The sequence below is a fragment of the Halomonas sp. B23F22_3 genome (assembly GCF_043496965.1).
GTDB lineage: Bacteria > Pseudomonadota > Gammaproteobacteria > Pseudomonadales > Halomonadaceae > Halomonas.
In genome coordinates this window covers 193,552-217,489 of the sequence record NZ_JBIEKG010000007.1, presented here as the reverse complement: position 1 = coordinate 217,489, position 23,938 = coordinate 193,552, and the positions used below count along the sequence as shown (strand labels likewise).

Annotated in this window: 24 protein-coding genes; 11 read left to right on the top strand and 13 right to left on the bottom strand. The window is 69.2% G+C overall.

Features of this window, described 5'->3' with window-relative positions:
- The first annotated feature begins 69 nt into the window (after positions 1-69).
- A complete protein-coding gene (locus ACGTNG_RS17100; protein WP_394797724.1) occupies positions 70-771 on the top strand; it encodes a CoA transferase subunit A in 702 nt (233 codons plus the stop codon).
- Between the two features lie 75 nt (positions 772-846).
- On the top strand, positions 847-1,509 hold the full coding sequence (locus tag ACGTNG_RS17095; RefSeq protein ID WP_394797723.1) for a CoA transferase subunit B: 663 nt from the start codon (positions 847-849) through the stop codon (positions 1,507-1,509).
- 256 nt (positions 1,510-1,765) lie between these two features.
- Here the strand turns inward: ACGTNG_RS17095 and ACGTNG_RS17090 are convergent, their stop codons facing one another.
- The 3 genes from ACGTNG_RS17090 to ACGTNG_RS17080 all read right to left on the bottom strand — a co-directional run bounded on the left by ACGTNG_RS17090 (position 1,766) and on the right by ACGTNG_RS17080 (position 3,980).
- Positions 1,766-2,533 carry a VOC family protein gene (locus ACGTNG_RS17090; protein WP_394797722.1) on the bottom strand — a complete coding sequence of 256 codons (768 nt, stop codon included), beginning with the start codon at positions 2,531-2,533 and terminating at the stop codon, positions 1,766-1,768.
- A gap of 198 nt (positions 2,534-2,731) precedes the next feature.
- On the bottom strand, positions 2,732-3,001 hold the full coding sequence (locus tag ACGTNG_RS17085) for a GrxA family glutaredoxin (protein WP_394797721.1): 270 nt from the start codon (positions 2,999-3,001) through the stop codon (positions 2,732-2,734).
- A 160-nt stretch (positions 3,002-3,161) separates the two neighbouring features.
- Entirely contained in the window at positions 3,162-3,980 is an 819-nt protein-coding gene (locus tag ACGTNG_RS17080; RefSeq protein WP_394797720.1) for an inositol monophosphatase family protein, read from the bottom strand.
- A gap of 103 nt (positions 3,981-4,083) precedes the next feature.
- Here ACGTNG_RS17080 and hybE point away from each other — a divergent pair, with 103 nt between their 5' ends.
- Entirely contained in the window at positions 4,084-4,653 is a 570-nt protein-coding gene (hybE, locus tag ACGTNG_RS17075; protein ID WP_394797719.1) for a [NiFe]-hydrogenase assembly chaperone HybE, read from the top strand.
- A 155-nt stretch (positions 4,654-4,808) separates the two neighbouring features.
- The gene (locus ACGTNG_RS17070; RefSeq protein ID WP_394797718.1) at positions 4,809-5,579 is read left to right on the top strand and encodes a 3-hydroxybutyrate dehydrogenase; all 771 of its coding nucleotides are present in this window, start codon (positions 4,809-4,811) and stop codon (positions 5,577-5,579) included.
- A 123-nt stretch (positions 5,580-5,702) separates the two neighbouring features.
- Here ACGTNG_RS17070 and ACGTNG_RS17065 read toward each other — a convergent pair whose 3' ends face one another.
- Both ACGTNG_RS17065 and ACGTNG_RS17060 read right to left on the bottom strand, forming a co-directional pair.
- Complete coding sequence (locus ACGTNG_RS17065; RefSeq protein WP_394797717.1) at positions 5,703-6,242, bottom strand: response regulator transcription factor; 540 nt, start codon at positions 6,240-6,242, stop codon at positions 5,703-5,705.
- A gap of 34 nt (positions 6,243-6,276) precedes the next feature.
- A complete protein-coding gene (locus ACGTNG_RS17060; protein ID WP_394797716.1) occupies positions 6,277-7,548 on the bottom strand; it encodes an ATP-binding protein in 1,272 nt (423 codons plus the stop codon).
- Positions 7,549-7,727: 179 nt separating this feature from the next.
- Between ACGTNG_RS17060 and ACGTNG_RS17055 the strand changes: the two genes are divergently transcribed.
- Together ACGTNG_RS17055 and ACGTNG_RS17050 are read left to right on the top strand one after the other, a co-directional pair.
- Positions 7,728-8,993, top strand: a complete 1,266-nt coding sequence (locus ACGTNG_RS17055; protein WP_394797715.1) for an efflux RND transporter periplasmic adaptor subunit — start codon at positions 7,728-7,730, stop codon at positions 8,991-8,993.
- Complete coding sequence (locus ACGTNG_RS17050) at positions 8,990-12,115, top strand: efflux RND transporter permease subunit (RefSeq protein ID WP_394797714.1); 3,126 nt, start codon at positions 8,990-8,992, stop codon at positions 12,113-12,115. The genes ACGTNG_RS17055 and ACGTNG_RS17050 overlap by 4 nt, the downstream gene beginning before the upstream one ends.
- A gap of 44 nt (positions 12,116-12,159) precedes the next feature.
- On the opposite strand, the gene ACGTNG_RS17045 is transcribed toward ACGTNG_RS17050, so the two are convergent.
- Positions 12,160-12,627 (bottom strand): enolase C-terminal domain-like protein, encoded by a 468-nt coding sequence (locus ACGTNG_RS17045; protein WP_394797713.1) that lies wholly within the window; start codon positions 12,625-12,627, stop codon positions 12,160-12,162.
- Positions 12,628-12,816: 189 nt separating this feature from the next.
- Here ACGTNG_RS17045 and ACGTNG_RS17040 point away from each other — a divergent pair, with 189 nt between their 5' ends.
- Positions 12,817-14,139 (top strand): erythromycin esterase family protein, encoded by a 1,323-nt coding sequence (locus tag ACGTNG_RS17040; protein WP_394797712.1) that lies wholly within the window; start codon positions 12,817-12,819, stop codon positions 14,137-14,139.
- A gap of 13 nt (positions 14,140-14,152) precedes the next feature.
- Here the strand turns inward: ACGTNG_RS17040 and ACGTNG_RS17035 are convergent, their stop codons facing one another.
- Together ACGTNG_RS17035 and ACGTNG_RS17030 are read right to left on the bottom strand one after the other, a co-directional pair.
- Positions 14,153-14,752: a CBS domain-containing protein gene (locus ACGTNG_RS17035; protein WP_394797711.1), complete on the bottom strand. Its 600-nt coding sequence runs from the start codon at positions 14,750-14,752 to the stop codon at positions 14,153-14,155.
- A 149-nt stretch (positions 14,753-14,901) separates the two neighbouring features.
- Entirely contained in the window at positions 14,902-15,093 is a 192-nt protein-coding gene (locus ACGTNG_RS17030) for a hypothetical protein (protein WP_394797710.1), read from the bottom strand.
- Between the two features lie 81 nt (positions 15,094-15,174).
- Between ACGTNG_RS17030 and ACGTNG_RS17025 the strand changes: the two genes are divergently transcribed.
- A complete protein-coding gene (locus ACGTNG_RS17025; protein WP_394797709.1) occupies positions 15,175-15,396 on the top strand; it encodes a hypothetical protein in 222 nt (73 codons plus the stop codon).
- Positions 15,397-15,406: 10 nt separating this feature from the next.
- On the opposite strand, the gene ACGTNG_RS17020 is transcribed toward ACGTNG_RS17025, so the two are convergent.
- From ACGTNG_RS17020 to ftsH, 3 genes are all read right to left on the bottom strand, one after another.
- On the bottom strand, positions 15,407-16,702 hold the full coding sequence (locus tag ACGTNG_RS17020) for an alpha/beta hydrolase (RefSeq protein WP_394797708.1): 1,296 nt from the start codon (positions 16,700-16,702) through the stop codon (positions 15,407-15,409).
- Positions 16,703-16,784: 82 nt separating this feature from the next.
- Positions 16,785-18,269 (bottom strand): sodium:proton antiporter NhaD, encoded by a 1,485-nt coding sequence (gene nhaD / locus ACGTNG_RS17015; RefSeq protein ID WP_394797707.1) that lies wholly within the window; start codon positions 18,267-18,269, stop codon positions 16,785-16,787.
- A 265-nt stretch (positions 18,270-18,534) separates the two neighbouring features.
- Positions 18,535-20,367 (bottom strand): ATP-dependent zinc metalloprotease FtsH, encoded by a 1,833-nt coding sequence (gene ftsH, locus ACGTNG_RS17010; RefSeq protein ID WP_394797706.1) that lies wholly within the window; start codon positions 20,365-20,367, stop codon positions 18,535-18,537.
- 154 nt (positions 20,368-20,521) lie between these two features.
- On the opposite strand from ftsH, the gene dkgB reads away from it, so the two are divergent.
- Both dkgB and ACGTNG_RS17000 read left to right on the top strand, forming a co-directional pair.
- Positions 20,522-21,331: a 2,5-didehydrogluconate reductase DkgB gene (gene dkgB / locus ACGTNG_RS17005; protein ID WP_394797705.1), complete on the top strand. Its 810-nt coding sequence runs from the start codon at positions 20,522-20,524 to the stop codon at positions 21,329-21,331.
- A gap of 70 nt (positions 21,332-21,401) precedes the next feature.
- Positions 21,402-22,067 (top strand): SDR family oxidoreductase, encoded by a 666-nt coding sequence (locus ACGTNG_RS17000; RefSeq protein WP_394797704.1) that lies wholly within the window; start codon positions 21,402-21,404, stop codon positions 22,065-22,067.
- A gap of 24 nt (positions 22,068-22,091) precedes the next feature.
- Here ACGTNG_RS17000 and ACGTNG_RS16995 read toward each other — a convergent pair whose 3' ends face one another.
- Complete coding sequence (locus ACGTNG_RS16995; RefSeq protein ID WP_394797703.1) at positions 22,092-22,499, bottom strand: DCC1-like thiol-disulfide oxidoreductase family protein; 408 nt, start codon at positions 22,497-22,499, stop codon at positions 22,092-22,094.
- On the bottom strand, positions 22,496-23,047 hold the full coding sequence (locus ACGTNG_RS16990) for a CIA30 family protein (RefSeq protein WP_394797702.1): 552 nt from the start codon (positions 23,045-23,047) through the stop codon (positions 22,496-22,498). The genes ACGTNG_RS16995 and ACGTNG_RS16990 overlap by 4 nt, the downstream gene beginning before the upstream one ends.
- A 266-nt stretch (positions 23,048-23,313) precedes the next feature.
- On the opposite strand from ACGTNG_RS16990, the gene ACGTNG_RS16985 reads away from it, so the two are divergent.
- Positions 23,314-23,916, top strand: coding sequence for a DUF6647 family protein (locus ACGTNG_RS16985; protein WP_394797701.1), 603 nt, complete (start codon positions 23,314-23,316; stop codon positions 23,914-23,916).
- The last annotated feature ends 22 nt before the right edge of the window (positions 23,917-23,938 follow it).

Genomic DNA, 23,938 nt, shown 5'->3' with positions numbered 1-23,938 from the left:
TCTACCCATGATGTCCCGACATACATTTATCCACTCATCCCACTCTCCACAACAACGCGAGGCGCCACGATGGCCGGATTCGACAAGCGAGTGACTTCCTACGAAGAGGCAATGGACGGCATCGAGAGCGGCATGACCGTGATCGCCGGCGGTTTCGGTCTCTGCGGCATCCCCGAGAACCTGATCAGCGAGATCAAGCGTCGCGGCGTGAAGGACCTGACGGTGTGGTCCAACAACTGCGGCGTGGACGGCTTCGGCCTGGGCCTGCTGCTGGAAGACAAGCAGATCCGCAAGATCCATGCCTCCTACGTCGGCGAGAACGCCCTGTTCGAGCAGCAGATGCTCAACGAGGAGATCGAGGTGGTGCTGACGCCCCAGGGCACCCTGGCCGAGAAGATGCGCGCCGGCGGCGCCGGCATCCCCGCCTTCTATACCGCCACCGGCTACGGCACGCCGATCGGCGAGGGCAAGGAGGTGCGCGAGTTCAACGGCCGCCACTACATCCTCGAGGAGTCGGTGGTCGGCGACTTCGCCATCATCAAGGGCTGGAAGGCCGACCGCTACGGCAACGTCGTCTACCGCGATACCGCCCAGAACTTCAACCCGATGGCCGCCACCGCGGGCAAGATCACCGTGGTCGAGGTCGAGGAGATCGTCGAGCCGGGCGAGCTCACGCCGGATCAGATCCACACCCCGGGCATCTACGTCGACCGCATCATCCAGGGCTCCTTCGAGAAGCGCATCGAGAAGCGCACCGTGCGCGAGGGCTGACGCGCGCTGCATGTGACCTCCGGCGATCCGCCGGCGCTCTTCCTGCTTCTCCACCGACCAACAAGAGGCAACACGATGGCACTCACCCGCGAACAGATGGCACAGCGCGTGGCGCGCGAACTCGAAGACGGTTTCTACGTCAACCTGGGCATCGGCATCCCGACCCTGGTGGCCAACTACATCCCCGACGGCATCGACGTGATGCTGCAGTCGGAGAACGGCCTGCTCGGCATGGGGCGCTTCCCCACCGAGGAGGAGGTCGACCCGGACATGATCAACGCCGGCAAGCAGACCGTCACCGCCCGCCCGGGCGCGGCGATCTTCTCCTCCGCGGAGTCCTTCGCGATGATCCGCGGTGGCCACGTCGACCTGACCGTGCTCGGCGCCTTCGAGGTCGACCAGAACGGTAACATCGCCTCCTGGATGATCCCGGGCAAGCTGATCAAGGGCATGGGCGGCGCCATGGACCTGGTCGCCGGCGCCGAGAACATCATCTGCACCATGACCCACGCCTCCAAGCACGGCGAGTCCAAGCTGCTGGAGTCCTGCAACCTGCCGTTGACCGGCGCCGGCTGCATCAACCGCGTGCTCACCGACCTGGCCTATCTCGAGATCAAGGACGGTGCCTTCCACTTGAAGGAGCGTGCGCCGGGCGTCTCCGTCGAGGAGATCAAGGAGCTGACCGCGGGCAAGCTGGTGGTGCCCGATCACGTGCCGGAGATGACCTTCGAGGCGTGATTCCGCACGGCGCCCTCGAATGAGGCGCTCGCCCAACGACGGCCCGGACCCTGCGTCCGGGCCGTCGTCGTTGGGGCCCCGATAGCGGGGCTCGTAAGGGGACGTCGAGGGCGCAGTGGTCGCTTGGCAGTGTGGTGGAGCCCGTAGACTGCCGAAAAACTGATCACAGCGGGCTGGAGCCCCCGTCATCCGGGCCGCCGAGGCTTTCCCCGGGGTGATGCACAGCGTTATCCACAGATTCTGTGGATGATCCGGCTCAGGTGAGTTCGCAGCGGGTGTGGTGCGGCAGCAGCAGCTCGGCGGCGCGTTCCTGATTGGCGCTGACCTGCTTCTGCACCAGCGCCAGGCCGCCCAGGCCGATGCGGTGTTCGTCGCCCTCGGCGAAGACCAGGCGCTGCGACCGGGTGGCATAGAAGCGGTAGTCGAGTAGCGGCGACACGGGGAAGAGGCCGTGATGGCGATCGTCGCTGCCTTTGAGCCCGGCCTGCTGCAGCTGCCCGTCGAGGGTCTGGATGTCGTGGCCCAGCCGTTGGCAGTCGAAGCCGACGTGGTGGACGCGGGGGCCCATCACCGAGAGCCATCCGGCCAGGGGATGGGCACGCTGCAGTGCCTGGTAGGTGTCCCAGTCGGGCATCGGCCAGGCGCGGCCGTGGCAGAGCAGTGCCTGGCTGCGCGCCTCCTTTGGGTCGGCGTCGGCGACCAGCGCCTTCAGGCGCTCCCGGGGCTGGCGCGACAGGGTGCCCAGCTGTAGCTCGGCGAGCAGCACCCAGCCGCCCTGGTCCGGGGCGCTGAGCAGGGTGGCGAGCAGGCCGCGATCGGCCATGCCGTAGCGCTGCTGGGGGCGATAGCCGAAGCGCACCAGCGTCGGGATCAGCGACTCCATGGCCCAGGGGCCGTGATTGAGGGTCAGGATCGCCAGGTATTCCGCCGGCGCCTCCACCGGCCACAGCCTCAGCCCGGCGACGTCAGGATGGTGATGGACGTAGTCCAGCCACAGCTGCTGGACGAACTCTTCCCGTTGCATCGTGCCGTTTCCCCCGTCCGTGATGCCCCGTGCGTGTGGCCCGTTCTTCGTGTCATGTGCGCCCGCAGCGCCAGTATAGGCAGCGCGGTCGCGAGCATATTCAACGCGGCAAAGACGCAGGCTCTCGCGGGCATGCGCCCGCAACGAAAACGCCGCCACCCGAAGGGTGACGGCGTCGAGGACGGCGCACGGCGCGTGTCAGACGCTGGCGGCCATCAGGGCGTTGTCGCGCACGTACTGATCGAACTCGGTGAAACCGCCGACGTGGGTCTGGTCGACGAAGATCTGCGGCACGGTGTGCACCGGCTGGCCGATGGTCTTCTCCAGGTCGGCCTTGGTGATGCCCTCGGCCTGGATGTCGACGTAGCGGTGACCCTCGATGGCGCCGGCGTTCTCGAGCCGCTCGGCCAGCGACTTGGCGCGGACGCAGAAGGGGCAGGCGGGGCGGCCGAAGATGACGACGAACATGAAGCGGCTCCTGGCACGACGGGGTGCGTGGCAATGGATGGTGGGGAAAGAGGGTCGCTATTGTGAAGGAGCGCGCCTCCTTTCGCCAATAGTCGCCGCCTTGGGCGGCGATGGGAGCGCGCTATCGGTCCTCGCTGGGGGCGGCGGTTTTGCGATCGTCCTAGAGATCGACCTCGCCGGCATCGGCGCGGCGCAGCAGGTCGCCGAGCGCCACATGCACCTCGGGAGCGGTCACCAGCAGGTTCTCGCCGTAGAGATCCTCCGGGATCCCCGCCGGGGCGGGATAGAGGTGCCCGGTGCGTGCACCGGCTTCGCGGGCGATCAGCCAGCCCGCGGCGCAGTCCCAGGGTGAGACGCTCTCGTAGTAGGCGTCCAGCCGACCGCAGGCCACGTCGCACAGGTCCAGGGCGGCCGAGCCGTTGCGCCGGACGTCCTGGCAGTGGCCGAGGACCGCGGTGAGGCGGCGCATCAGCGGCGGACGACTGTCGCGGCGGTAGGGAAAGCCGGTGCCCACCAGGCAGTGGGTCAGGCTGCCGGTGCGGCTGGCGCGGATCGGCTCGCCGTTGCACCAGGCGCCCTGGCCGTCGAGGGCGGTGAAGGTCTCGCCCAGGAAGGGCGCATGCACGACCCCCAGGCGCGTCCTGCCTTCGCTGGCCCAGCCGATCGAGACCGCCACGTGATGCAGGCCGTGGGCGAAGTTGACCGTGCCATCGATGGGGTCAACTACCCACAGCGCCTGGGGCGTCGAGAGGGCCTCGCGGTCGGGGGCCAGCTCCTCGCTGAGGCGGGCCTCGTCGGCGAAGTACTCCTGGAGGCGCTCGCTGATCCGTGTGTCGACCTCGACGTCGGTGTCGGTGACCAGCTCATGGCCGTGCTTGTAGCGATGGCCGAAGGCCTGACCCTGGCGGGCTTCGATGATCATCTGACCGGCTTCGCGGGCGATATCGACGGCGATCTCCAGGCGCTGGGCGGGGGTCATGGCGGCTCCTTTCCTTGGCGGGGTCAAACGCTCTTCATGCTAGCAGCTCGCCGTGTCGCTGCCGAATGCCCGGATGAGGCCGTCAGGAGGGTGATGCCCCGGTGTGATCACCGGTTCCATGAACCCGGTGTGTGAACCCGAGCCCGGCGATTATACTGGCGGCCTCGCCGAACCGGAGGACACCATGCAGGCATTGAGTGCCGCGCAGTATGCGCGGCTGGGGCGCCTGGCCGAGGCCTGGACGCGCCGCTACCTGAAGGCCGCCAAGACCGAGCCCCACTTCAACCCGCGGCTCGCCGTGGATGCGCTCTGCTTTCAGCCCCATCCACTGCCCGATGGGCGTCGCGGCCTGCTCGGGGCATTGGTCACGCCCGTCTCGCTGTCGCTGGCGCTGGTGATCGACGACGAGGCCGCGCCGTCATCCGATGAGTCGCGCCTGACCCTGGCGCTGCCCTCGGGTCGCTACCCCTTCGCCTGGGAGCCCCTGGGGGAAGGTGACGAGGGGCGTCCCGCCGTGAATGACGGCAGCGATGGTGACCAGGGAGAGCTGGCGGGCTGCTGGCGCTGCGAGCTTCTGGAGGATCTCTCCGATCTCGACTCTCGCCAGGCGGCCAGCCGCCTCGCGCAGCAGCTGATGGAGCGCGTCATGGCGCCTGCGACCCCCGCCTCCTGATGGATGACGCAGTGCGTCATTCGCCTTATGCTGGTGGTGCAGCGCCACCCCATGAGCGCCATGACCACCACAACATCACCATCACCGGGCCCAACAGGGGCTTTCGCGGGGCGCGCCCCGTCGCCCCGGGACGAGCCGATCAAGAGGAGTCACGCATGACCGCCAACGCTTCCACCCCCCGCGTCGCCCTGGTCACCGGCACCAGCAGCGGCATCGGCGAGGCCGTGGTCCGCCACTTCTGCGAGCAGGGTCATCAGGTGCTGGCCGTGGACTTCAATCCGGCCGGCAAGGAGGTCGCCGAGCAGGCCGGCGCGGCCTTCTTCCAGGCCGACCTGACCGATGGCGAGGCCTGCAAGGCGGCGGCGGCAGAGGCGATCAAGCGCTTCGGTCGCGTGGACATCCTGGTCAACAATGCGGGGATCCAGCACGTCTCGCCCATCGAGACCTTCCCCGAGGAGAAGTGGCGCCAGATCATCGACCTGATGCTGACCGCGCCCTTCCTGCTCACCCAGGCGGTGTGGCCGAGCATGCGCGAGAGCGGCTGGGGCCGCGTCGTCAACATCGCCTCGGTGCACGCCCAGGTGGCCTCGCCGGGCAAGGCCGCCTACATCAGCGCCAAGCACGGCATGATCGGCCTGACCAAGACCGCGGCGCTGGAGGGCGGCAGCCAGGGCATCACCGCCAACGCCATCTGTCCGGCCTACGTGAAGACGCCGCTGGTCGACAACCAGATCGCCGACCAGGCGCGGATGCACGGCATGGAGGAGCAGGAGGTGATCGAGAACATCATGCTCAAGAACGCCGCCGTGAAGCGGCTGATCGAGCCGAGCGAAGTGGCGTCGCTGGTCGCCTACCTGACCTCCGACCAGGCCGGCGCCGTGACCGGGGCGAGCTGGAACATCGACCTGGGCTGGACCGCGCAGTAAGGCGCTCAGGAAGGCCCTCGCGCTGGCCTCGAGCGCGAGGGTCTGGCCCTTGAGACACTCAGGCCCTGGCGGGTGATGCACCCGCCGGGGCCTGTCGTTGATGGCGGGGCGGAGCGACTCGCTTCAGCGCCTGACCGGGCGCTTCTGCAGCTTGCGCTGCAGGGTGCGACGGTGCATGCCCAGCGCCCGCGCGGTGGCGGAGATGTTGCCGTCATGCTCCTGGAGTACCTTCTGGATGTGCTCCCAGGTGATGCGGTTGATCGACGGCGGGTTGTCCGCCACTTCCATCTCCGGATCGCCTTCCTCCCGTGACAGCGCGGAGAGCACCTCGTCGGCATCGGCCGGTTTGCACAGGTAGTTCACCGCGCCGAGCTTGATCGCCTCCACCGCGGTGGCGATGCTCGAATAGCCCGTCAGCACGATCACCCGACACGATGGCACGAGCTCCAGCAGCTCGGGCAGCAGCTTGAGGCCCGATTCGTTCTCCAGCTTGAGGTCCAGGGTCGCCAGCTGAGGCTGGTGACGACGCGCCAGGGAGAGCGCCTGGGCGGCGTCGTGGGCCACCATCACCTCGAAGCCACGGCGCGTCAGCGCCCGGTCGAGCACGTGGCAGAACATCTCGTCGTCATCGATGATCAGCAGGCGTTCGGCGGTCTCTTGCATGTCGTCCTCGCAGGGTCGGGGGCTCCCGGAGCCGTCAGGTCGTCGTCTGGCTGCGCGGCAGGGTCACTTCGGTGAGGGTGCCGCCGTCGGGGTGATTGTACAGGCTCACCCCACCGCCGAAGCGGTTAATGGTGGCATGAGTCAGGAACAGGCCGATGCCGAGCCCCTTGCTCTTGGTGGAGACGAAGGTCTCGCCCAGCTGGTCGGCGATAGACATCGCCACGCCCGGGCCGTGGTCGCGGATGTCGATGATGACCTCCTCGCTGTTCCACTCCAGGCGGATGACGATGTCGTCCGGGTTGGCATCGGCGGCGTTGTTGAGCAGGTTGGTCAGCGCCTGGTCGAGGGTGGCGTCCACCGCCAGCCGCGGCGGGTCGCGCCGCTCGGCGACCTCCAGGCGATGGCTGACGTCGGGACGCAGCACCAGCCAGCGCTGCACCACCCCGGCGAGCCACGCCTGGGCATCGCATACCTCGGGCTCGGCCATGCGCCGGCGATCGGCGCTCTGCACCAGGTGGCGAAGCCGTGACTTGCAGGTATCGACCTGCTGGCGCAGCAACTCCAGGTCGCGGGTCAGCTCGGGGTCGTCCCTCGCATCCTCGCGCATCTCGGCGAGCAGCACCGCCATGGTGGAGAGCGGCGTGCCGAGCTCATGGGCGGTGCCCGCGGCCTGGGTAGCCACCGCCAGCACCTGCTCGCTGCGCAGCGCCGCCTCGCGGGTGCGCGACAGCGCCTGGTCCCGGCGGCGCAGGGCATGCGCCATCTTGAAGATGAAGAAGGTCACGAGCCCCGCCGAGAGCCCGAAGTTCAGCCACATGCCCAGGGTGTGCAGGCCGAAGGTGGTGGCGCCACCGCCCTGGGCGAGCTGCGGCAGCGGTTGGTAGACCACCATCAGGAAGGTGTAGGCAGCCATGGAGGCGGCAGCGATCAGCCAGGCATGACGCCAGGGGAGGGTCGCCGCGGCGATGGTCACCGGTACCAGGTAGTAGTTGATGAAGGGGTTGTGGGCGCCGCCGGTGAAGTAGAAGAGCAGCGTCAGTCCCGTCACGTCGATCATCAGGTGGCCGAGGTACTCGTGGTGGGTGACCGCCCGGGGACGCCCCAGTCGCCACCAGGTGGCGATATTGATGATGCCCATGGTGACGATCACCGCGATCACCGCGGGCACCTGCAGCGAGAAGCCCAGCAGCTCGATGCCGATGATGATGGCGGCGAGAAAGCCGGTCCAGGTGATGCCGCGCACGATGGTCAGCCGCACCAGGTTGCGGTTGGGGGTGGAGAGCGGCAGGGGAAGGGCGGCTGGCATGGCGACTCCGCAAGGCAATGAGGGCCGATGATACCCGATCCCGGGGCCGGCGGGGCGAGCCGCCGCCGTGCCCGGCTGCGGTCGAGTGTCGCCTCGTCCCGGTAGAGGACTGTGCCGACAATCCCCGGTCGATGACTGTATATTGTGGGCTGTTGATATGCCCGGTGGAACCCAGCCCGATGCTCAGACGCCTGCTCCCCCTGTTGATCCTGGCCCTCGGCGTGGCGGCCTTCCTGTGGCTGCGCGCGACCCGCCCCGAGAGCCCCAGCGTGACCCCCGAGGAGCGCCGCTGGCGCGTCGAGACCCTCGTGGCGACGCTCGAGCCCCGGGCGCCCGTGCTGCCGCTGTACGGCGAGATCACCGCCCCCGACATGCTCACCGTCACCGCGCCCCTGGCCGGGCGGATCGCCGAACGGCCGGTCCGCGAGGGGCAACGGGTGGCGCGCGGCGAGCGGCTGGTGGCCCTGGATGATGCCGACGTGACCCCCCCGCTTCGGCAGGCCGAGGCCGAGGTGGCGGATCGGGAAGCCCAGGTCGACAACGAGCGGGTGCGTCACGAGAGCGATCGCGAGGCGTTGGCGCGCGAGCGCGAGCTGGTCGACAACGCCCGTCGTCAGCTGGAGCGCACCCGGTCACTCCGGGCCCGCAACCTGGCCTCCCAGTCCGATCTCGACACGGCGCGCAACGAGCTGGCCCGCGCCCGGGTGACGGTGGCGGCGCGCGAGCGGGCGATCGCCGAGCACCCGGCACGCCTGCGCGCGCTCGAGGCCAGCCTGACCCGGGCCCAGGCCACTCTTACCGCGGCGCGCCGCGATGCCGAGCGCAGCCGGGTCGATGCGCCCTTCGACGGCATCGTCACGCGCATCAGGGTCGCCCCGGGCGATCAGGTCGCGGCGCGCAGTGAGCTGCTCAGCGTCTATCCCGAGCGCGGCCTGGAGCTGCGCGCGCGTATCCCCCAGCGCCACCAGGGCGAGCTGCTGGATGCCCTGTCGCGGGGGGAGCGCCTGGTGGCCACGGACGGGCAGGGCGCCCGCCTGGTACTGACCGGACTCGCCGGCGAGGGCGACCCGGCCGGCACCGAGGCGATCTTTCGCCTCGCCGACGGCGGCGAGCGGCTGCGCCCCGGCAGCCTCGCGGCCGTGTCGCTCGAGCGCCCGCGGGTGCCGGAGAGCCTCGCGGTGCCCTATAGCGCGCTCTACGGCAACGACGCCCTCTACCTCATGGACGAGGCGAATCGCATGCAGCGCCTTTCCGTGACCCACCATGGCGACGTGGTGCGTGACGGCGAACGCTGGGCGCTGGTCAGCAGCGAGGGGCTGGCCGACGGGGATCGGGTGATCGTCACCCACCTGCCCAACGCCATGCAGGGGCTGCTGGTCCAGGGCGCCAGCGGAGCGCAAGAAGGCGTCGAGGACGACGAAGGCCACGACGAGGCCGCCCCGTGAGTCGTCGGCGCGGCGTGATCGGCTTCTTCGTCCACCACCGGGTCGCCGCCAACCTGGTGATGCTGGTGATGCTGCTCGGCGGGGCGCTCGGCATCTCGCGCATGAACATCCAGTTCTTCCCCTCCTTCGCCCTGGACGTGGTCAGCGTGCGCACGATCTGGAGCGGCGCCTCGGCGGAGGACATCGAGCAGGGCATCACCATTCCCTTCGAGCAGCGCCTGCGCAGCATCGACGGCCTGAAGCGGATGACTTCCACCTCGGCCCAGGGCGTCTCGAGCATCACCTTGGAGTTCAACGAGGGCACCGACCCCATCCTGGCGCTGGACGACGTTCGCCAGCAGGTCGACGAGTTCACCAACCTGCCCTCGGAGGCCGAGGAGCCCCAGGTCGCAAGGGCGGCGCGCTACGAGCCGGTGGCCCGGCTGCTGGTGCATGGCGAGGTCACCCCGCAGGAGCTTCGCCACCTGGCCAACCGCTATGAGGACCAGCTGCTGCAGGCGGGCATCGACCGGGTGGAGATCAGCGGCCTGCCCGACCAGCAGATCAGCATCGAGGTCCCGGCCGAGCGCCTGCAGGGGCTGCAGCTCGGCCTCGGAGAGATCGCCGAGCGCATCGAGGCGATGTCTCGCGACCTGCCGGCGGGGCTGCTCGGCCAGCAGGACAGCACCCGCGAGCTGCGCGCCGTGGAGCAGCGCCGCGATGCCCTGGCCTTCGCCGACCTGCCGGTGCTCAGCGGCGAGCGGGTCCAGCTGCGCCTGGGCGACATCGCCGTCATCCGTCAGGAGGCGCGCGAGCACTCGGTGACCCTGAGCAGCGATGGTCACCCGGCGGTGGAACTGATGCTGCAGCGTAGCGAGAACGGCAACTCGCTGGCCGCCGCCGACGTGCTCAATCGCTGGCTCGACGAGACCCGCCCCCAGCTGCCGCCCTCGGTGGAGCTCGAGGTGCATGACGAGACCTGGCAGCTGATCGCCGAGCGCATCTGGCTGCTGATCAGCAACGGCCTCGGCGGCCTGGCCCTGGTGCTGCTGCTGCTCTACTTCTTCCTGCCCGCCCGGGTGGCGCTGTGGGTGGCCATCGGCATTCCCACCGCCTTCCTGGCCGCCATGGCGGTGTTCTGGGTGATCGGCGGGTCGATCAACATGATCTCGCTGTTCGCGCTGATCATGGCGCTCGGGGTGATCGTCGACGACGCCATCGTGGTCGGCGAGGACGCCGATGCCCACTTCCGCGGAGGCGAGCCTGCCCGCCACGCCTCCGAGGGCGCCGCCCGGCGCATGCTGTGGCCGGTCATCGCCTCATCGCTGACCACGGTGGCCGCCTTCATGCCGCTGCTGCTGGTGGGCGGGGTGATAGGGAACATCCTCGGCGATATCCCGGTGGTGATGATCTGCGTGCTGATCGCCTCGCTGCTCGAGTGCTTCGTGGTGCTGCCGGCCCACCTGCGCAACGCCTTCGTGCCGGGCAAGGCGTCACGGCGCCACCCGTTGTCGCGGCCTCGCGAGCGCTTCGAGGCGGCCTTCGAGCGCTTCCGCGAGGGGCCGTTCCGGCGCTTCTCGGCGCTGACCCTGCGCCACCGCGGATCGACGCTCGCCTCGGCGCTCGCCGTGGTGCTCTTCACCGTCGGCTTGCTGGCTGGGGGACGCCTGGAGTTCAACTTCTTCCCCACGCCGGAACCCAACATCCTCTATGCCAACGCCAGCTTCGTGGCCGGCACCGATAGCGGCACGGTGGATGCGCTGCTGACCCAGATGCAGACCGCCCTGGACGAGACCGAGGAGGCGCTCGGCGGGGGGCTCGTCCAGCATGCGGTGACGCGCCACGGGGCCACGATCTCCAGCGGCCAGCAGGGGCGCAACGGTGACAACGTCGGCTCGATGATGATCGAGCTCACCCCCTCGGACGATCGCGACGTGCGCAACGCCGAGTTCATCCGCGCCTGGCGCGCGCGGATGGCCGAGCCAGCGGGTCTCGAGAACCTGACCATCAACGAGCGCGCGGCGGGCCCGCCCGGCAAGGACGTCAACATCCGCCTGACCGGGGAGTCGGCCGACGACCTCAAGGCCGCCGCGGAGTCGCTCTCCCGCTCGCTGCGCGAGCTGCCCGGCGTGCTGGATACCGAGGACGACATGCCCTGGGGGCGCGAGCAGCTCATCTACCGGGTGAATGCCCATGGCGAGGCCCTGGGGCTGACCACCCTGGAGCTGGGCCGCCAGCTCCGGGCGGCCTTCGACGGCCGGCTGGTGCAGATCTATCAGGACGGTGCCGACGAGATCGAGGTGCGGGTGCTGCTGCCCCGCGAGCAGCGTGAGCGCCTCTCGACCCTGTCGCGGCTGACGGTGCGCACCCCGGAGGGGCGCTTCGTGCCGCTGGATCAGGTCATGGCGCTCGATCACCGCCAGGGCTTCGAGGCGCTGCGCCATGCCGACGGTCGCCTGGCCGTGGAGGTGACCGCCGAGCTCGACGGCGAGATCACCAACGCCGAGCGGGTGCTCGACGCCGTCTCCGAGGAGGTGCTGCCGACCCTCGTCAGCACCCACCGGCTGCGCTACAGCTTCGAGGGGCGCGCCGCGGATCAGCGCGAGACCTTCGCCGACATGCGCACTGGGCTGTTCATCGGCCTGGGGCTGATGTACGTGGTGCTGGCCTGGGTCTTCGCCTCCTGGAGCCTGCCGCTGATCGTCATGACGATCATCCCGCTGGCGCTGGTCGGGGCGCTGCTGGGCCACTGGGCCCTGGGCCTGAACCTGACCATGCTGTCGCTGTTCGGGCTCTTCGGGCTCTCCGGCATCGTGGTCAATAATGCCATCATCCTGGTGGCCTTCTACCGTCACCAGCGCCACAGGGGGCTGGCCATCGACGCCGCGCTCAACGAGGCGGTGGTGCAGCGGGTTCGCGCCGTACTGCTGACCTCGCTGACCACCATCGGCGGGCTCCTGCCGCTGCTCTTCGAGACCTCGCTGCAGGCGCAGTTCCTGATCCCCATGGCCGTCTCCATCGCCTTCGGCCTGGCGTTCTCGACCCTGCTGGTGCTGGCCGTGATCCCGGTGCTGCTGAGCTACCTCGAGCGGCTGCGCGAGCGCTTTGGCCGCGCCGGCGAGGAGGCTCCGGCGAGCGGCTGACGGGCGTGATCCCGCCTGCCTTGATAGGGCAGCACCCGGGCGGTTCAGCCGCGTGTCAGGATCGGACCTTCCAGCCGGTCGAAGTCAGGTGTGACGCCGAGCCCGGGCCGGTCGCTCACGGTCATGGTGCCGCCCGCGACGGTCGGGGCACCGTGGGCCAGCTGGGTGGTGTTGTAGCGGTGCAGGTCGGTGGTGTTGAGCAGGCAGTGGGCGGGGGTACTGGCGGCCAGCTGGGCATAGGCGGCGGTGGCGATGCCGCTGCCCCAGGCGTCCTCGATGGTCATCGGGAAGCCGGCCGCGACGCACAGGTCGCGGATGACCCGGGAGGGCGTCAGGCCGCCGAACTTGCTGACCTTCAGCGCCATGGCGTCCATGGCATCGTCGGCAAGCGCCCGCTGCACGTCCGCGAGGCTGGTCAGGCACTCGTCCAGCTTGCGCGCGTCGGCGAAGGCATAGGCCGTGCCGTCGTAGTGAAGCTCGCCGGTGTAGGCCGCCAGGTGGGTGATGCGCATGGGGCGTCCTCGCCCGAGGGAAGAGCCTCCAGCATAGCCGAGCGCCGGCAGGCCGTGAGAATCGGGACGGTCCTTGCCGTTTACCTTGGCGCAAAGAGGGAAGCGTCGCCACGACCGGTCGCGCCGCCCGCGTGGAGCGGGGCTAAACTTCCCTTGTAGGCTTCGACGCGTTTTCCGGAGGTGCCCGTCATGACCACCCCCCTTGCCTGCGTGCGGGATCTGGCCACCCGGCTGGACGGCCGCGAGAGCGACCATGATGCGCTTCTGGCGCAGGTCGGCGACCGGCCCTTCGTGCTGCTCGGCGAGGCCTCCCACGGCACCGCCGAGTTCTATCGCCTGCGCGCCGCGATCACCCGGCGGCTGATCGAGGAGCAGGGCTTCGAGGCGGTGCTGGTGGAGGCGGACTGGCCCGATGCCCTGCGCCTGGACCGCTACGTCCGGGGCGGCGTCGAGGACTCCCTCGCCGAGGCCTTCGAGGACTTCCAGCGCTTTCCCCACTGGATGTGGTGCAACCATGAGGTGCGCGACTTTATCGCCTGGCTGCGCCAGTACAATGCCCGCCAGCCCCTGGCGAAGAAGGCGGGCTTCCACGGCATGGACCTTTACAGCCTGCACCGCTCGGCGGAGGCGGTGATCGAGTACCTGGAGGGCGTCGACCCCGAGCAGGCCGAGGTCGCCCGCCGGGGCTATGCCTGCCTCGATCATCGCGGCGACCCCTTCCACTACGGGCGCAACGTGGCCTTCGGCCTGAGCCCTTCCTGCGAGCGGGCGGCCGTGGGGCTGCAGGTTCGGCTGATGGAGCGGGCCTCGGCCTACCTGGCGGCGGATGGGCGCCGGGCGGTGGACGCGCAGTTCTTCGCCGAGCAGAACGCCCGGGTGGTGGTCAATGCCGAGGCCTACTATCGCGCCATGTTCGGAAGCCGGGTGGATACCTGGAACCTGCGCGACGACCACATGACCGAGACCCTCGCCGAGCTGCACGATCACCTGCGCCGCCAGGGAGGCGCGGGCAGGGTGGTGGTGTGGGCCCACAATTCCCATCTGGGCGACGCCCGGGCCACCGAGATGGGCTGGCACCAGGAGCAGCACAACGTCGGCCAGCTGGCGCGCCAGCGCTTCGGTGCCGAGCGGGTGCTGCTGGTGGGGTTCACCACGCACACCGGCCATGTCACCGCCGCCCGGGACTGGGATGGCCCGGCCGAGCACCGTTGGGTGCGCCCTTCACTCGAGGGCAGCGTCGAGCGCCTCTTCCACCAGAGCGGGCTCGACCGCTTCTACCTGCCGCTCTTGCCGGGCCGGGCCGAGCCCCTGAAGGCTCACTGGCTGGAGCGGGCGATCGGGGTGATCTATCGCCCCGAGACCGAGCGCGCCAGCCACTACTTCCAGGTCGGCCTGGCCGACCAGTTCGATGCCGTCTACCACCTGGACGAGACCACGGCCGTCGAGCCGCTGGCGCCGGGCGCGAGCTGGCAGCGCAAGGCCATCCCCGACACCTATCCCTTCGGGGTGTGAATTAAGCCCGGCCTCACAGCTCCCGGCCGAGCACCACCTTGCAGATGTCGGCGAAGCTTCTCGCCTCGGCCAGTCCACCCGGGCGGTAGCCGAGTACCCGGGCGATGTCAGCCGCCGAGATCACCCCGCGGATGCGCACTCCGTGGCGTGGGGTCGGTTCGGTGACCAGCAGGTGCTGGTCACCGAAACTCCGGAGCGACTGCACCAGATCATCCAGGGTCAGCTCGGCCAGCGTCTCCAGGGTGAGCGTCGGGGTCTTGTGGAGCGGGGTCTGGATCATCCCGACGGTGACGTCGTCGCGGTCGATGCGGTGCTGCTGCATGGCCAGGGTGATCAGCCGTCCGCCGATCACTTCGCGGGCGGGCAGCACGCCGCTGCAGTGCCCCTGGTCGTCGATCACCAGCAGCAGGCGCACGCCGCTGCTGATCATCTTCTGATGGGCCTCGTCGACGGGCCGGTCGGCATGGATGGTCTGCGGGGAGGTTCGCGCGAAGTCGGTGAGCACCATCATGGCCGGACTCTGGGCGTCCAGGATCAGCGATTCGGGCGTGGCGATGGTCGGGCGCGCGTGGAGCGCGACCGGCTGGATCGGAGAGGGGGAGAGGGTCGTCATGGGGAACTCCGTGTCGTGATGGTCAGCAGGCGCCACCTTGCGCGGCCCCTGCTGAACTCACCGTTTCATGAGTTCCTTATGGCTTTCTTAAGACGCCAGGCTAGGCCCGTGGCGGGCGACTCACCCGATCAGCGAGAAGCCCTCGGCGTTCATCCAGAGGTGCACGGCGATGCTGGCCGCGTGCCCAGGGCGATGCCCGGCGCCCAGCGCAGTTGGGTGGCGAAGGTGCAGTTGCCGAGCGCCTTGTCCATCAGGGCCACCCCGGCGACCGAGCCCCCCTTGCCGCGATCGGCGACACCGCCGGCCGGGCCTGCACGATCAATGGCTTGGGTCGAGGGCATTCGCGCACAGCGTTTCGTCAGTGACAGGCCTCTCTCCATGGTCAAGACTCATGCCGATGACTCATCGAGGGAGGCACCCCCATGCAACTTCTCGTCGTCAGCTACACCCCAGGCAGTTACCTGCTCCACTGCCTGGAAGCGGATCAGCTGCCCCAGTTGGGCGATACCATCGAAGCGGAACGGATCCGCGGCAGGGTCGTCGGCGCCGAGCTCCTGACCGGCGTGCGAGGCTATGAAGGCACCGTGATCCTCGATGATCTGGCCGATCTCGCCATGAGCGCGCCCGTCTCGCTACGGCCTTGATGCGGCGACCTCAGCGCGGCTGCCAGATCGGTGCCAGGGCCGACGATACGGCATCGAGGCTTCGCGACGGGTAGTCGGCAGAGAGGAACCACAGGGTCTCGTGCTCGGCCTCTTCCAGCCCGCGATGCATGGGCGGCAGGTCGGTCCTCAAGAGGAAGATGACATCGCTGCTCGCCCAGGGATGTCGATACCAGTAGTGGTGTCCCGAGATGTCGAAGCCGCGTGCCTGCTTGCCCCGGGAGACATCGATGATCTCGACATTATCCAGGTGCTCGCGCTCGATGAAGGCCTGCTCCCGGGCTTCGGCGACCAGGGCCCCCGTGCGGGCGCCGCCTCCCATGTAGCGTTCGGCGGCCTTGAGGGCCGTGTCGTCGTCGGACACCGTGATCACCACCTGGTTGGCCAGTTGGCTGATAGCGGCGAGACGCGGCAGGAAGGCATCGACCTCGACGTCCGCGGCGGCGAACACCACGGCGCCCAGCCGGAACCGGTCGCGCAGCGCCTGGGGGGACAGGCTGGCATGCTGGCGCTGGAGGTCGGCCAGGGCGCGGGAGGCGACGCGTCCGCCGGCGCTGTACGACAGCAGGTTGATGTGTTCGGCATCCGTATGTGCGGCGAGCAGCTCGATCAGCGCCACCAGCGCGGGCGCGGACGCCCGGGCTCGTGAGACGTCGATGCCCAGCAGGTAGGCGAGGATGTTCTGATGGGACGGCCAGGCGAAGGCAACGCCGACGAAGTCGCGCCCGGCGAAATGATCGATCTCCGCGGTCATGGCCACGCTGTTGAAGAAGTCGACCTTGGTGCCGTGCACGTACAGCATGATCTCCTTGTCGAAGGCCATCGCCAGCTGGGCGTTGATGGCGTCGATGAAACGCTGCTGTCCCGCGCTGAGTTGCGCCCCGGCCAGCGGCTGGTCGAGGGGCTGATAGCCCAGCTCCTCGACGCCCTCCAGGCTCAGCGTGACCGGGCCGTTGTTGAGGGAGGCATGGTGCAGCTCGTTCCATGTCATCGCCTCTTCCCCCATGCGCACGTCGGCCTGACCCAGATGCAGACCGGCGTCGATCCGATTGCCGTAGGGGGCCACCCTGCCGGGCTGCGGGGACCGATTCGTGGCGTAGAAGACCGGGGCGACGGTGCTCCGGTGAGCGTCCGTCAGGTGGGTGAAGGGGTCAAGCTGCGTATCGAGGTAGATGATCGGGGTGGGCATCAGGTCGAGCGTCGCGTGCTGATTGCAGCCCGTCAGCCAGGGCAGCAGGGTCAGCATCCCCAAGACGATGCGCCAGGAAGGAAGGTTGGGATACATCATCGGGGCTCTCCGCGGAGGACCCCTTCAGCATAGTGCGTCTCTCCGGCTTGGTGGGGCGCCGGAGAGACGATGCGTCGCCACCTCACCCGAGCAGCGAGAAGCCCTCGGCGTTCATCCAGAGATGCACGGCGATGCTGGCCGCGTAGCCCAGGGCGATGACCGGCGCCCAGCGCAGGTGGGTGGCGAAGGTGTAGTTGCCCCGCGCCTGGCCCATCAGGGCCACCCCGGCGGCTGAGCCGACCGAGAGCAGGCTGCCGCCGACGCCGGCGGTGAGGGTGATCAGCAGCCAGTTGCCGAGCGACATGTCCGGCTCCATCGAGAGCACGGCGAACATCACCGGGATGTTGTCGACCACCGCCGAGACCACGCCCAGCACGATGTTGGCCCAGACCGGGTCCCAGCCGGTGTAGAGGATCTCGGAGAGCAGCGCCAGGTAGCCCATGAAACCGAGGCCGCCGACGCACATCACCACGCCGTAGAAGAACAGCAGAGTATCCCACTCGGAGCGGGCGATGCGGGTGAAGACGTCGAAGGGCACCACGCTGCCGAGCTGCTCGAGCTTCTTCCAGTCGCCGCGCTGGGTGTAGCGGGTGCGCTTGCGCTCCAGCGACATCGGCAGGCTGCGCCGCAGGTAGTAGCCGAAGAACTGCAGCAGCCCCAGGCCCGTCATCATGCCGAGCACCGGCGGCAGGTTGAGCAGGGTATGGCAGGCCACGGCGTTGGCCACGGTGAACAGGAACAGGGCGATGATGCGTCGGGCGCCGCGCTTGAGCCAGACGTTCTCTTCCAGGGCGTCGGGCTTCCGGTTCTTGATGAACAGGCTCATGATCCCGGCCGGGAGCAGGTAGTTGACCAGCGCCGGCACCAGCAGGGCGAAGAACTGGTCGAACTCCACCATGCCGGCCTGCCAGACCATCAGGGTGGTGATGTCGCCGAAGGGGCTGAAGGTGCCACCGGCGTTGGAGGCGATGACGATGTTGACGCAGCACAGGCCGATGAAGCGCTTGTCGCCCTCGGCCACCTTGAGCACCACGGCGCACATCAGCATCGCCGTGGTCAGGTTGTTGGCGATGGCCGAGATGGCGAAGGCCAGCACCCCGGTGATCCAGAACAGCGAGCGATAGCTGAAGCCCCGTCGCACCATCCAGGAGCGCAGCGCATCGAAGACGCGACGCTCCTCCATGGCGTTGATGTAGGTCATCGCCACCAGCAGGAAGAGCAGCAGCTCGCTGTACTCCAGCAGGGTCTCCCGGAAGGCCTCCTCGGCCGCGTCGGGCAGGCCCGCCTGCACGTAGACCCAGCCGATCAGCGTCCAGATCAGGCCGGCGGCGATCAGCACCGGCTTGGACTTGCGCATGTGCAGCTGCTCCTCGGCCATTACCAGCACGTAGGCGAGCAGGAACAGCGTCACGGCGGTGAAGCCGGAAAGCGAGTGGGTGAGCGCGAGGGGGCCGGCGGCGGCCTGGACCAGCGGGGCGGCCAGCAGGCCCAGCGTCACGAGCACGAGAAGACCAGGCAGCCGGGCGGGGTGCCGGGGCCTGTGGTGCGGTCGGGGTAGCATCGACATCGGAGTGGAGGTTCCCGGGAGGAGGGGTGAGCGGGGAGAGCGGAGCGCGAATGATAGGGTGCGAATAGTCAGCTCGCAACCGGAAGCCGCGTCGCGCGAGCACCGACGGCGCCAGGGCATCGGCGGTCGCGCCGCCGGCCGGCGGGCCAGGCCCTGGCGCGCGGAGGCGGAGTATCGCGGCACTTTCTTAAGGATGTCTTAAGGGGGGTTCAAGCGCGCCTCACGACCCGCTTGAGAGTTGGCCACGAGGGCTCTCGACAGAGGCTCAAGAGTGGCTCGACGGAGCATCAGGAGGCGACGGCGCCATCGGCGGGAATTCCGAGGCGGTGAGCGTCTCGCGCTCGAGCAACAGGGCGGCGCCGGCCTCGAGGTCGCCGCGCCGCTCGGTCAGTGTCGTGTGAGCGAGGGCATAGGCCTCCTCGACCAGCTGGCGCACCGAGAGATCGATCTCCCGGGCGGTGGCCTCGGCGTAGTCGTGGGGTTGGCTGACGGTGTACTGCTCCCCGAGAAAGGCGTGGCGATCCTTCTCGTAGACCACCTGGCCGGTCTCGTCGGCCATCCCGAAGCGGGTCGCCATGTCCCGGGCGATCTCGCTGGCCTTGGCGAGGTCGTCGGCGGCGCCGGTGGAGACCTCCGCGAAGATCAGCTGCTCGGCGGCGCGGCCGCCCATCAGCACCGCCATGCGGTATTTCAGGTCGCTGGTCGTCTGCAGGAAGCGGTCCTCGGTGGGGCGCTGGATGGTATAGCCCAGCGCCCCGACGCCACGAGGGATGATAGAGACCTTGTGCACCGGATCCATCCCCGGCAGGGAGGCGGCCACCAGGGCATGGCCCATCTCGTGATGGGCGACCACCGTTCGCTCGTGGGCATTGAGCAGCCGGCTCTTCTTCTCGAGGCCGGCGACGAGGCGCTCGATGGCGTTGGTGAAGTCTGCCATGGCCACCGTCTCGCTGTTGCGGCGGGTGGCCAGCAGCGCCGCCTCGTTGACCAGGTTGGCGAGATCGGCCCCGGTGAAGCCCGGCGTCAGCGCGGCGAGGTGGTCGAGGTCCACGTCGGCCGCGAGGGCGTGGATCTTGCCGATGTGCACGCGCAGGATCTGCAGCCGACCCTGGCGCTCGGGGCGATCCACCAGCACCTGGCGGTCGAAGCGGCCCGCGCGCAGCAGGGCGGGGTCGAGGATCTCCGGCCGATTGGTCGCGGCCAGCAGCACGATGCCGGTGGAGGGATCGAAGCCGTCGAGCTCGGAGAGCAGCTGGTTGAGCGTCTGCTCCTTCTCGTCCTGGCCGCCCATGGCGCCCGGCCCGCGGGCGCGACCCAGGGCATCCAGCTCGTCGATGAAGATGATGCAGGGCTTGGCCTTGGCGGCCTGCTCGAAGAGGTCGCGCACCCGGGCGGCGCCGACCCCGACGAACATCTCGACGAACTCCGAGCCGGAGATCGAGAAGAAGGGCACGTCGGCCTCGCCGGCCACGGCCCGGGCCAGCAGCGTCTTGCCGGTGCCGGGGGGGCCGACCAGCAGGATGCCCTTGGGGATATGCGCGCCGAGCCGGCCGTAGCGTTCGGGGTCGCGCAGGAAGGCCACCACTTCCTGGAGCTCGTTCTTGGCCTCGTCCACCCCGGCGACATCCTCGAAGGTCACCTTGGTCGAGGTCTCCACGTAGACCCTGGCCTTGGACTTGCCGATCGACATCATGCCGCCGATGCCGCCCCCGCCGGTCATGCGGCGGATCAGGAAGGACCAGATGAGAAACAGCAGCACTAGCGGGAAGAACCACGACAGCAGTACGGTCAGGAAGGGGCTCGTCGGACGGCCGTCGAAGGTGATGTCGTACTGCGCCAGCCGCTCGGCCAGGTCAGGGTCGACCCGGTTGGTGGTGAAGGCGGTCTGTCCGTCGGGCTGGGGCGAGGTGAAGGTGCCGGTGAGCCGATCGTCGCCGACCTGCACGTCGGCGATGCGGCCCTCCTCCAAGAGCCGGGTGAATTCCGAGTAGGGGATGGGGTCGGTGGTCTGCCAGTTGCGATAGACGTTCTGGAACGTCAGGAAGAGCATCACGGCGATCAGCACGTAGATCACGTTGAAGCGATGATTGGGGTCCATGCCGACTCCTCGCAGCGCGGCCGCGCCCCAGCGGGGCCGTTGGCCTCCAGTGTAGGCGAGACCTCGCCCCTTGAAATCGACGCAAGGTCCCGCACCTAGACAGGACCGGCGCGACGCGCCCGACATGCACCGCGCGACACGAGGAGCAGAGCCCATGAGCACGACCCCGCTGCCCAATCCCGGCCTCGGCACCTTCCGCCTGAAGGGCGACACCCTCAAGCAGGTGATCCACGACGCCCTGGCGCTGGGCTATCGCCATATCGATACCGCCCAGATGTACGAGAACGAGCAGGACGTGGGCGCGGCCCTCGCCGAGAGCGAGGTGCCGCGTGAGTCGCTCTTCCTGACCACCAAGGTGTGGCACGACCGGCTCGCGCCCGCGTCGCTCAAGAAAAGCGTGGACGATAGCCTCGAGAAGCTCGGCACCGACTACGTCGATCTGCTGCTGATCCATTGGCCGTCACCCGAGGATGAAGTGCCCATGGCCGATTACCTCAACGCCCTGCGCGAGGTGCGCGAGGCCGGCCAGGCGCGCCATATCGGCGTCTCCAACTTCACCATCGCCCAGGTCGATCAGGCCCTGGAGATCCTCGGGCCGAACGCCCTGCTGACCAACCAGGTCGAGGTGCATCCCTTCCTGCACAATCGCGACCTGGTGGCGCACTGCCAGTCCCGCGGCCTGACGGTGACCGGCTACATGCCGCTGGCCGTGGGCAAGGTGATGGAGGATGCGACCCTGGCGCGCATCGCCGAGGCCCACGACGCCACGCCGGCCCAGGTCGCCCTGGCCTGGACCCGCGCCCGCGGCGTGGTGACCATTCCGTCCTCCACCAAGCGCGATCACCTGGCGAGCAACCTGGCCGCCTTCGACCTCACCCTGAGCGAGGAGGAGCTCGAGGCCATTGCCGGCCTGGATCGCGGCGAGCGGATCGCCGATCCCGACTTCGCCCCCGACTGGGATTGATCCCGCTCGGCCCCCCAGGGGCGCGCGAGAACAACGCGAACCCGACGAACGGCTCATCGAAGGAGAGAACATGGCTTCCACCGTACTGATCACGGGCGCCAATCGCGGCGTCGGCCTGGCGCTGGCGCGCCACTACCACCGGGCAGGCTGGCAGGTGATCGGCGCCTGCCGTGCCGGCTCCGACGAACTTGGCGAGGTGGCCGATCGGGTCATCGACGGCATCGACGTGACCCGCGAGGCGGACGTGGCGCGCCTCGCCGAGGCCCTCGGGGACCAGCCGCTGGATCTTCTGATCAACAACGCTGGCAGGCTCCACGACGAGTCGCTGGGCGAGCTCGACTTCGACGCCATCCGCGCGCAGATGGAGATCAACGCCTACGCCCCGCTGCGGGTCACCGAGGCCCTGCTGCCGAGGCTGGGCGAGGGCGCCAAGATTGCCAACATCACCAGCCGCATGGGCTCGATCGCCGACAACGACTCCGGCGGGCGCTACGGTTATCGCGCCTCCAAGGCGGCGCTGAACGCCTTCGGCAAGTCGCTGGCGGTGGACCTGGCGCCGCGCGGCATCGCCGTGGCCCAGCTCCACCCGGGCTACGTGCAGACGCGCATGGTGAACTTCGGCGGCCTGATCAGCCCGGAGGAGGCCGCCGATGGCATCGCCGCGCGCATCGAGGCACTGACGCTTGCGACCAGCGGCGGCTTCTGGCATAGCAACGGCGAGACTCTGCCGTGGTAGGGCCTGCCTGGTAACGCCGCCGGGTCATCGGTGCCGCAGGTTGTCGATGGGCCCGCGTCCCAGCAGGCGCAGCAGGATGGACCGGCCGCGGCAGAGCCAGGGGTAGAGGCGGGCGGTGCGGCGCGGAGAGGCGAAGAGCCTCGCCATCAGGCGGTTGAAGAGGCCGCTGCCGGTGCTCATCAGGGCCAGGCGATGCAGGGCCTCGCTGCCGTGGACCCACTGCTCGCCGATGCGCAGGGCGAAGCCCTCGTCCAGGTCGATGCCGCGCTCGGAGAGCTCCCGTCGGGCGGCGCTCTCCTGGCGGGCATCGATCAGCGTCAGTTCACCGACGTCGCGGCTCAGTCGCTGCAGGCGCACGAACTGCCGGCACATCGGGCACTGGCCGTCGTAGACCAGCGTCATGGTGGGACGAGGCGTGCTTTGTGAACTCATGCCAGCGCCTCGAGGGCAGCGATCTCCAGGCGAAACGCCCCTTCGCGTCGGTCGGCGATCAGCAAGCCCACCTGGCGGATCTCGTCTGGCGCAAGCGGCGGAGCATCCTCCAGCCGCCGGCCGCGACGCACGGCCTCGAACGCGCCCCAGGGCAGGTCGATGGTCTGCCACTCCCCCGTGGTGGCGAACCGGGCGCGATAGGCCGAGCCTTCACCCAGGCGATCACTGCGCAGCCGCAGCTGGTAGGTGCGGCCGTCGCCGCGCACCCGCAGGCGAACGCCGCGGGCATCGCCCAGGGCCTGTTCCAGGGAGGCTTCCCGAGGCCGACCCGGTGTCCCATCCCGTGCTCCGGCGCGCGGCGCACGACGTATCGAGGCGAAGCCGCCGCCGTGATCCAGCGACAGCCGCCCCGTGAAGACGCCAATCTCCCCTTCGGCCCGCAGGCCGCCTGCTGAGACGCCGCCCATCACGCCGTCGTTGACGGCGTGCCAGCGTCCCGCCTCGTCGGCGTCCTGAAAGGTGATGCGCGCCTCGTCGCGTGCCGACATGCTCTCTCCTCGTCCCATGGGTCAGGATCGTCTGCTTGCCCCGACAGGATGACGCTCTCGACGGCCGCTGGCCATGCCTGTGGCGAGGCGGCGTCGGCGCCCGGCGGCTAGACTGGCCAGGTGGCGGCCGCGAATCGTCGAGCACGCCGCGGCCTGCCGCCGCCTTCCCCGGGAGCCAGGCCATGTCGATGTCCCTTACCCCCCACGCTTCAGTGACGCGCCCGGCTGCCCTGTCGGTAAGGACGTCGAGGGCCCGCGGGTGCCGGATGCGCAGGCTCGTCCTGCTGCTGGCGCTGGTCCTGCCGATGGCCACCACGTCCGCCCTGGCCGGCGACGTCTCGGCCCGGGCGATCGCGGGGCTCCTCCGTGAGCAGAGCACCTGGCTGGCCGAGCAGACCGATGATCGGGCCCCCGAGCTGCCCGGGCTGGGGTTCGAGCGCCAGGCCGCGCTGCAGCAGCGCTGCTTCCCCGATTTCCCGGAGCCCCTCGGCGTTCGCATCAAGGGCGCCTATGACCCCGCCGAGGGCCGTATCTACCTGGATGTCGCCCTGGATCTCACGGACCGGCTCGACCAGAGCTATCTGCTCCATGAACTCGTCCACCACTTCCAGGTGCATCGGGTCCGGTTCCGGCCGGCCGATCCCCACGACGCGCCGCCACTCCATGCGCCATCCGATGATGCGCGGCCTCACGACGCTCGGCCCGACGTTCCTTCGGCCAGCGCCGAGTCCCGTTCACGAGGGCGCCTGGAGGCGCAGGCCTATCGCCTGCAGCTGCGCTGGCTCGAGCACGTCGGCGTGCCTGATCCGCTCGAGGCCCTCGGCCTCGACGAGAAGACCCTGCAGATCATCGAGCGCAGCCCGCGCTAGCCGGATAGCCGGGCGCGAGCTT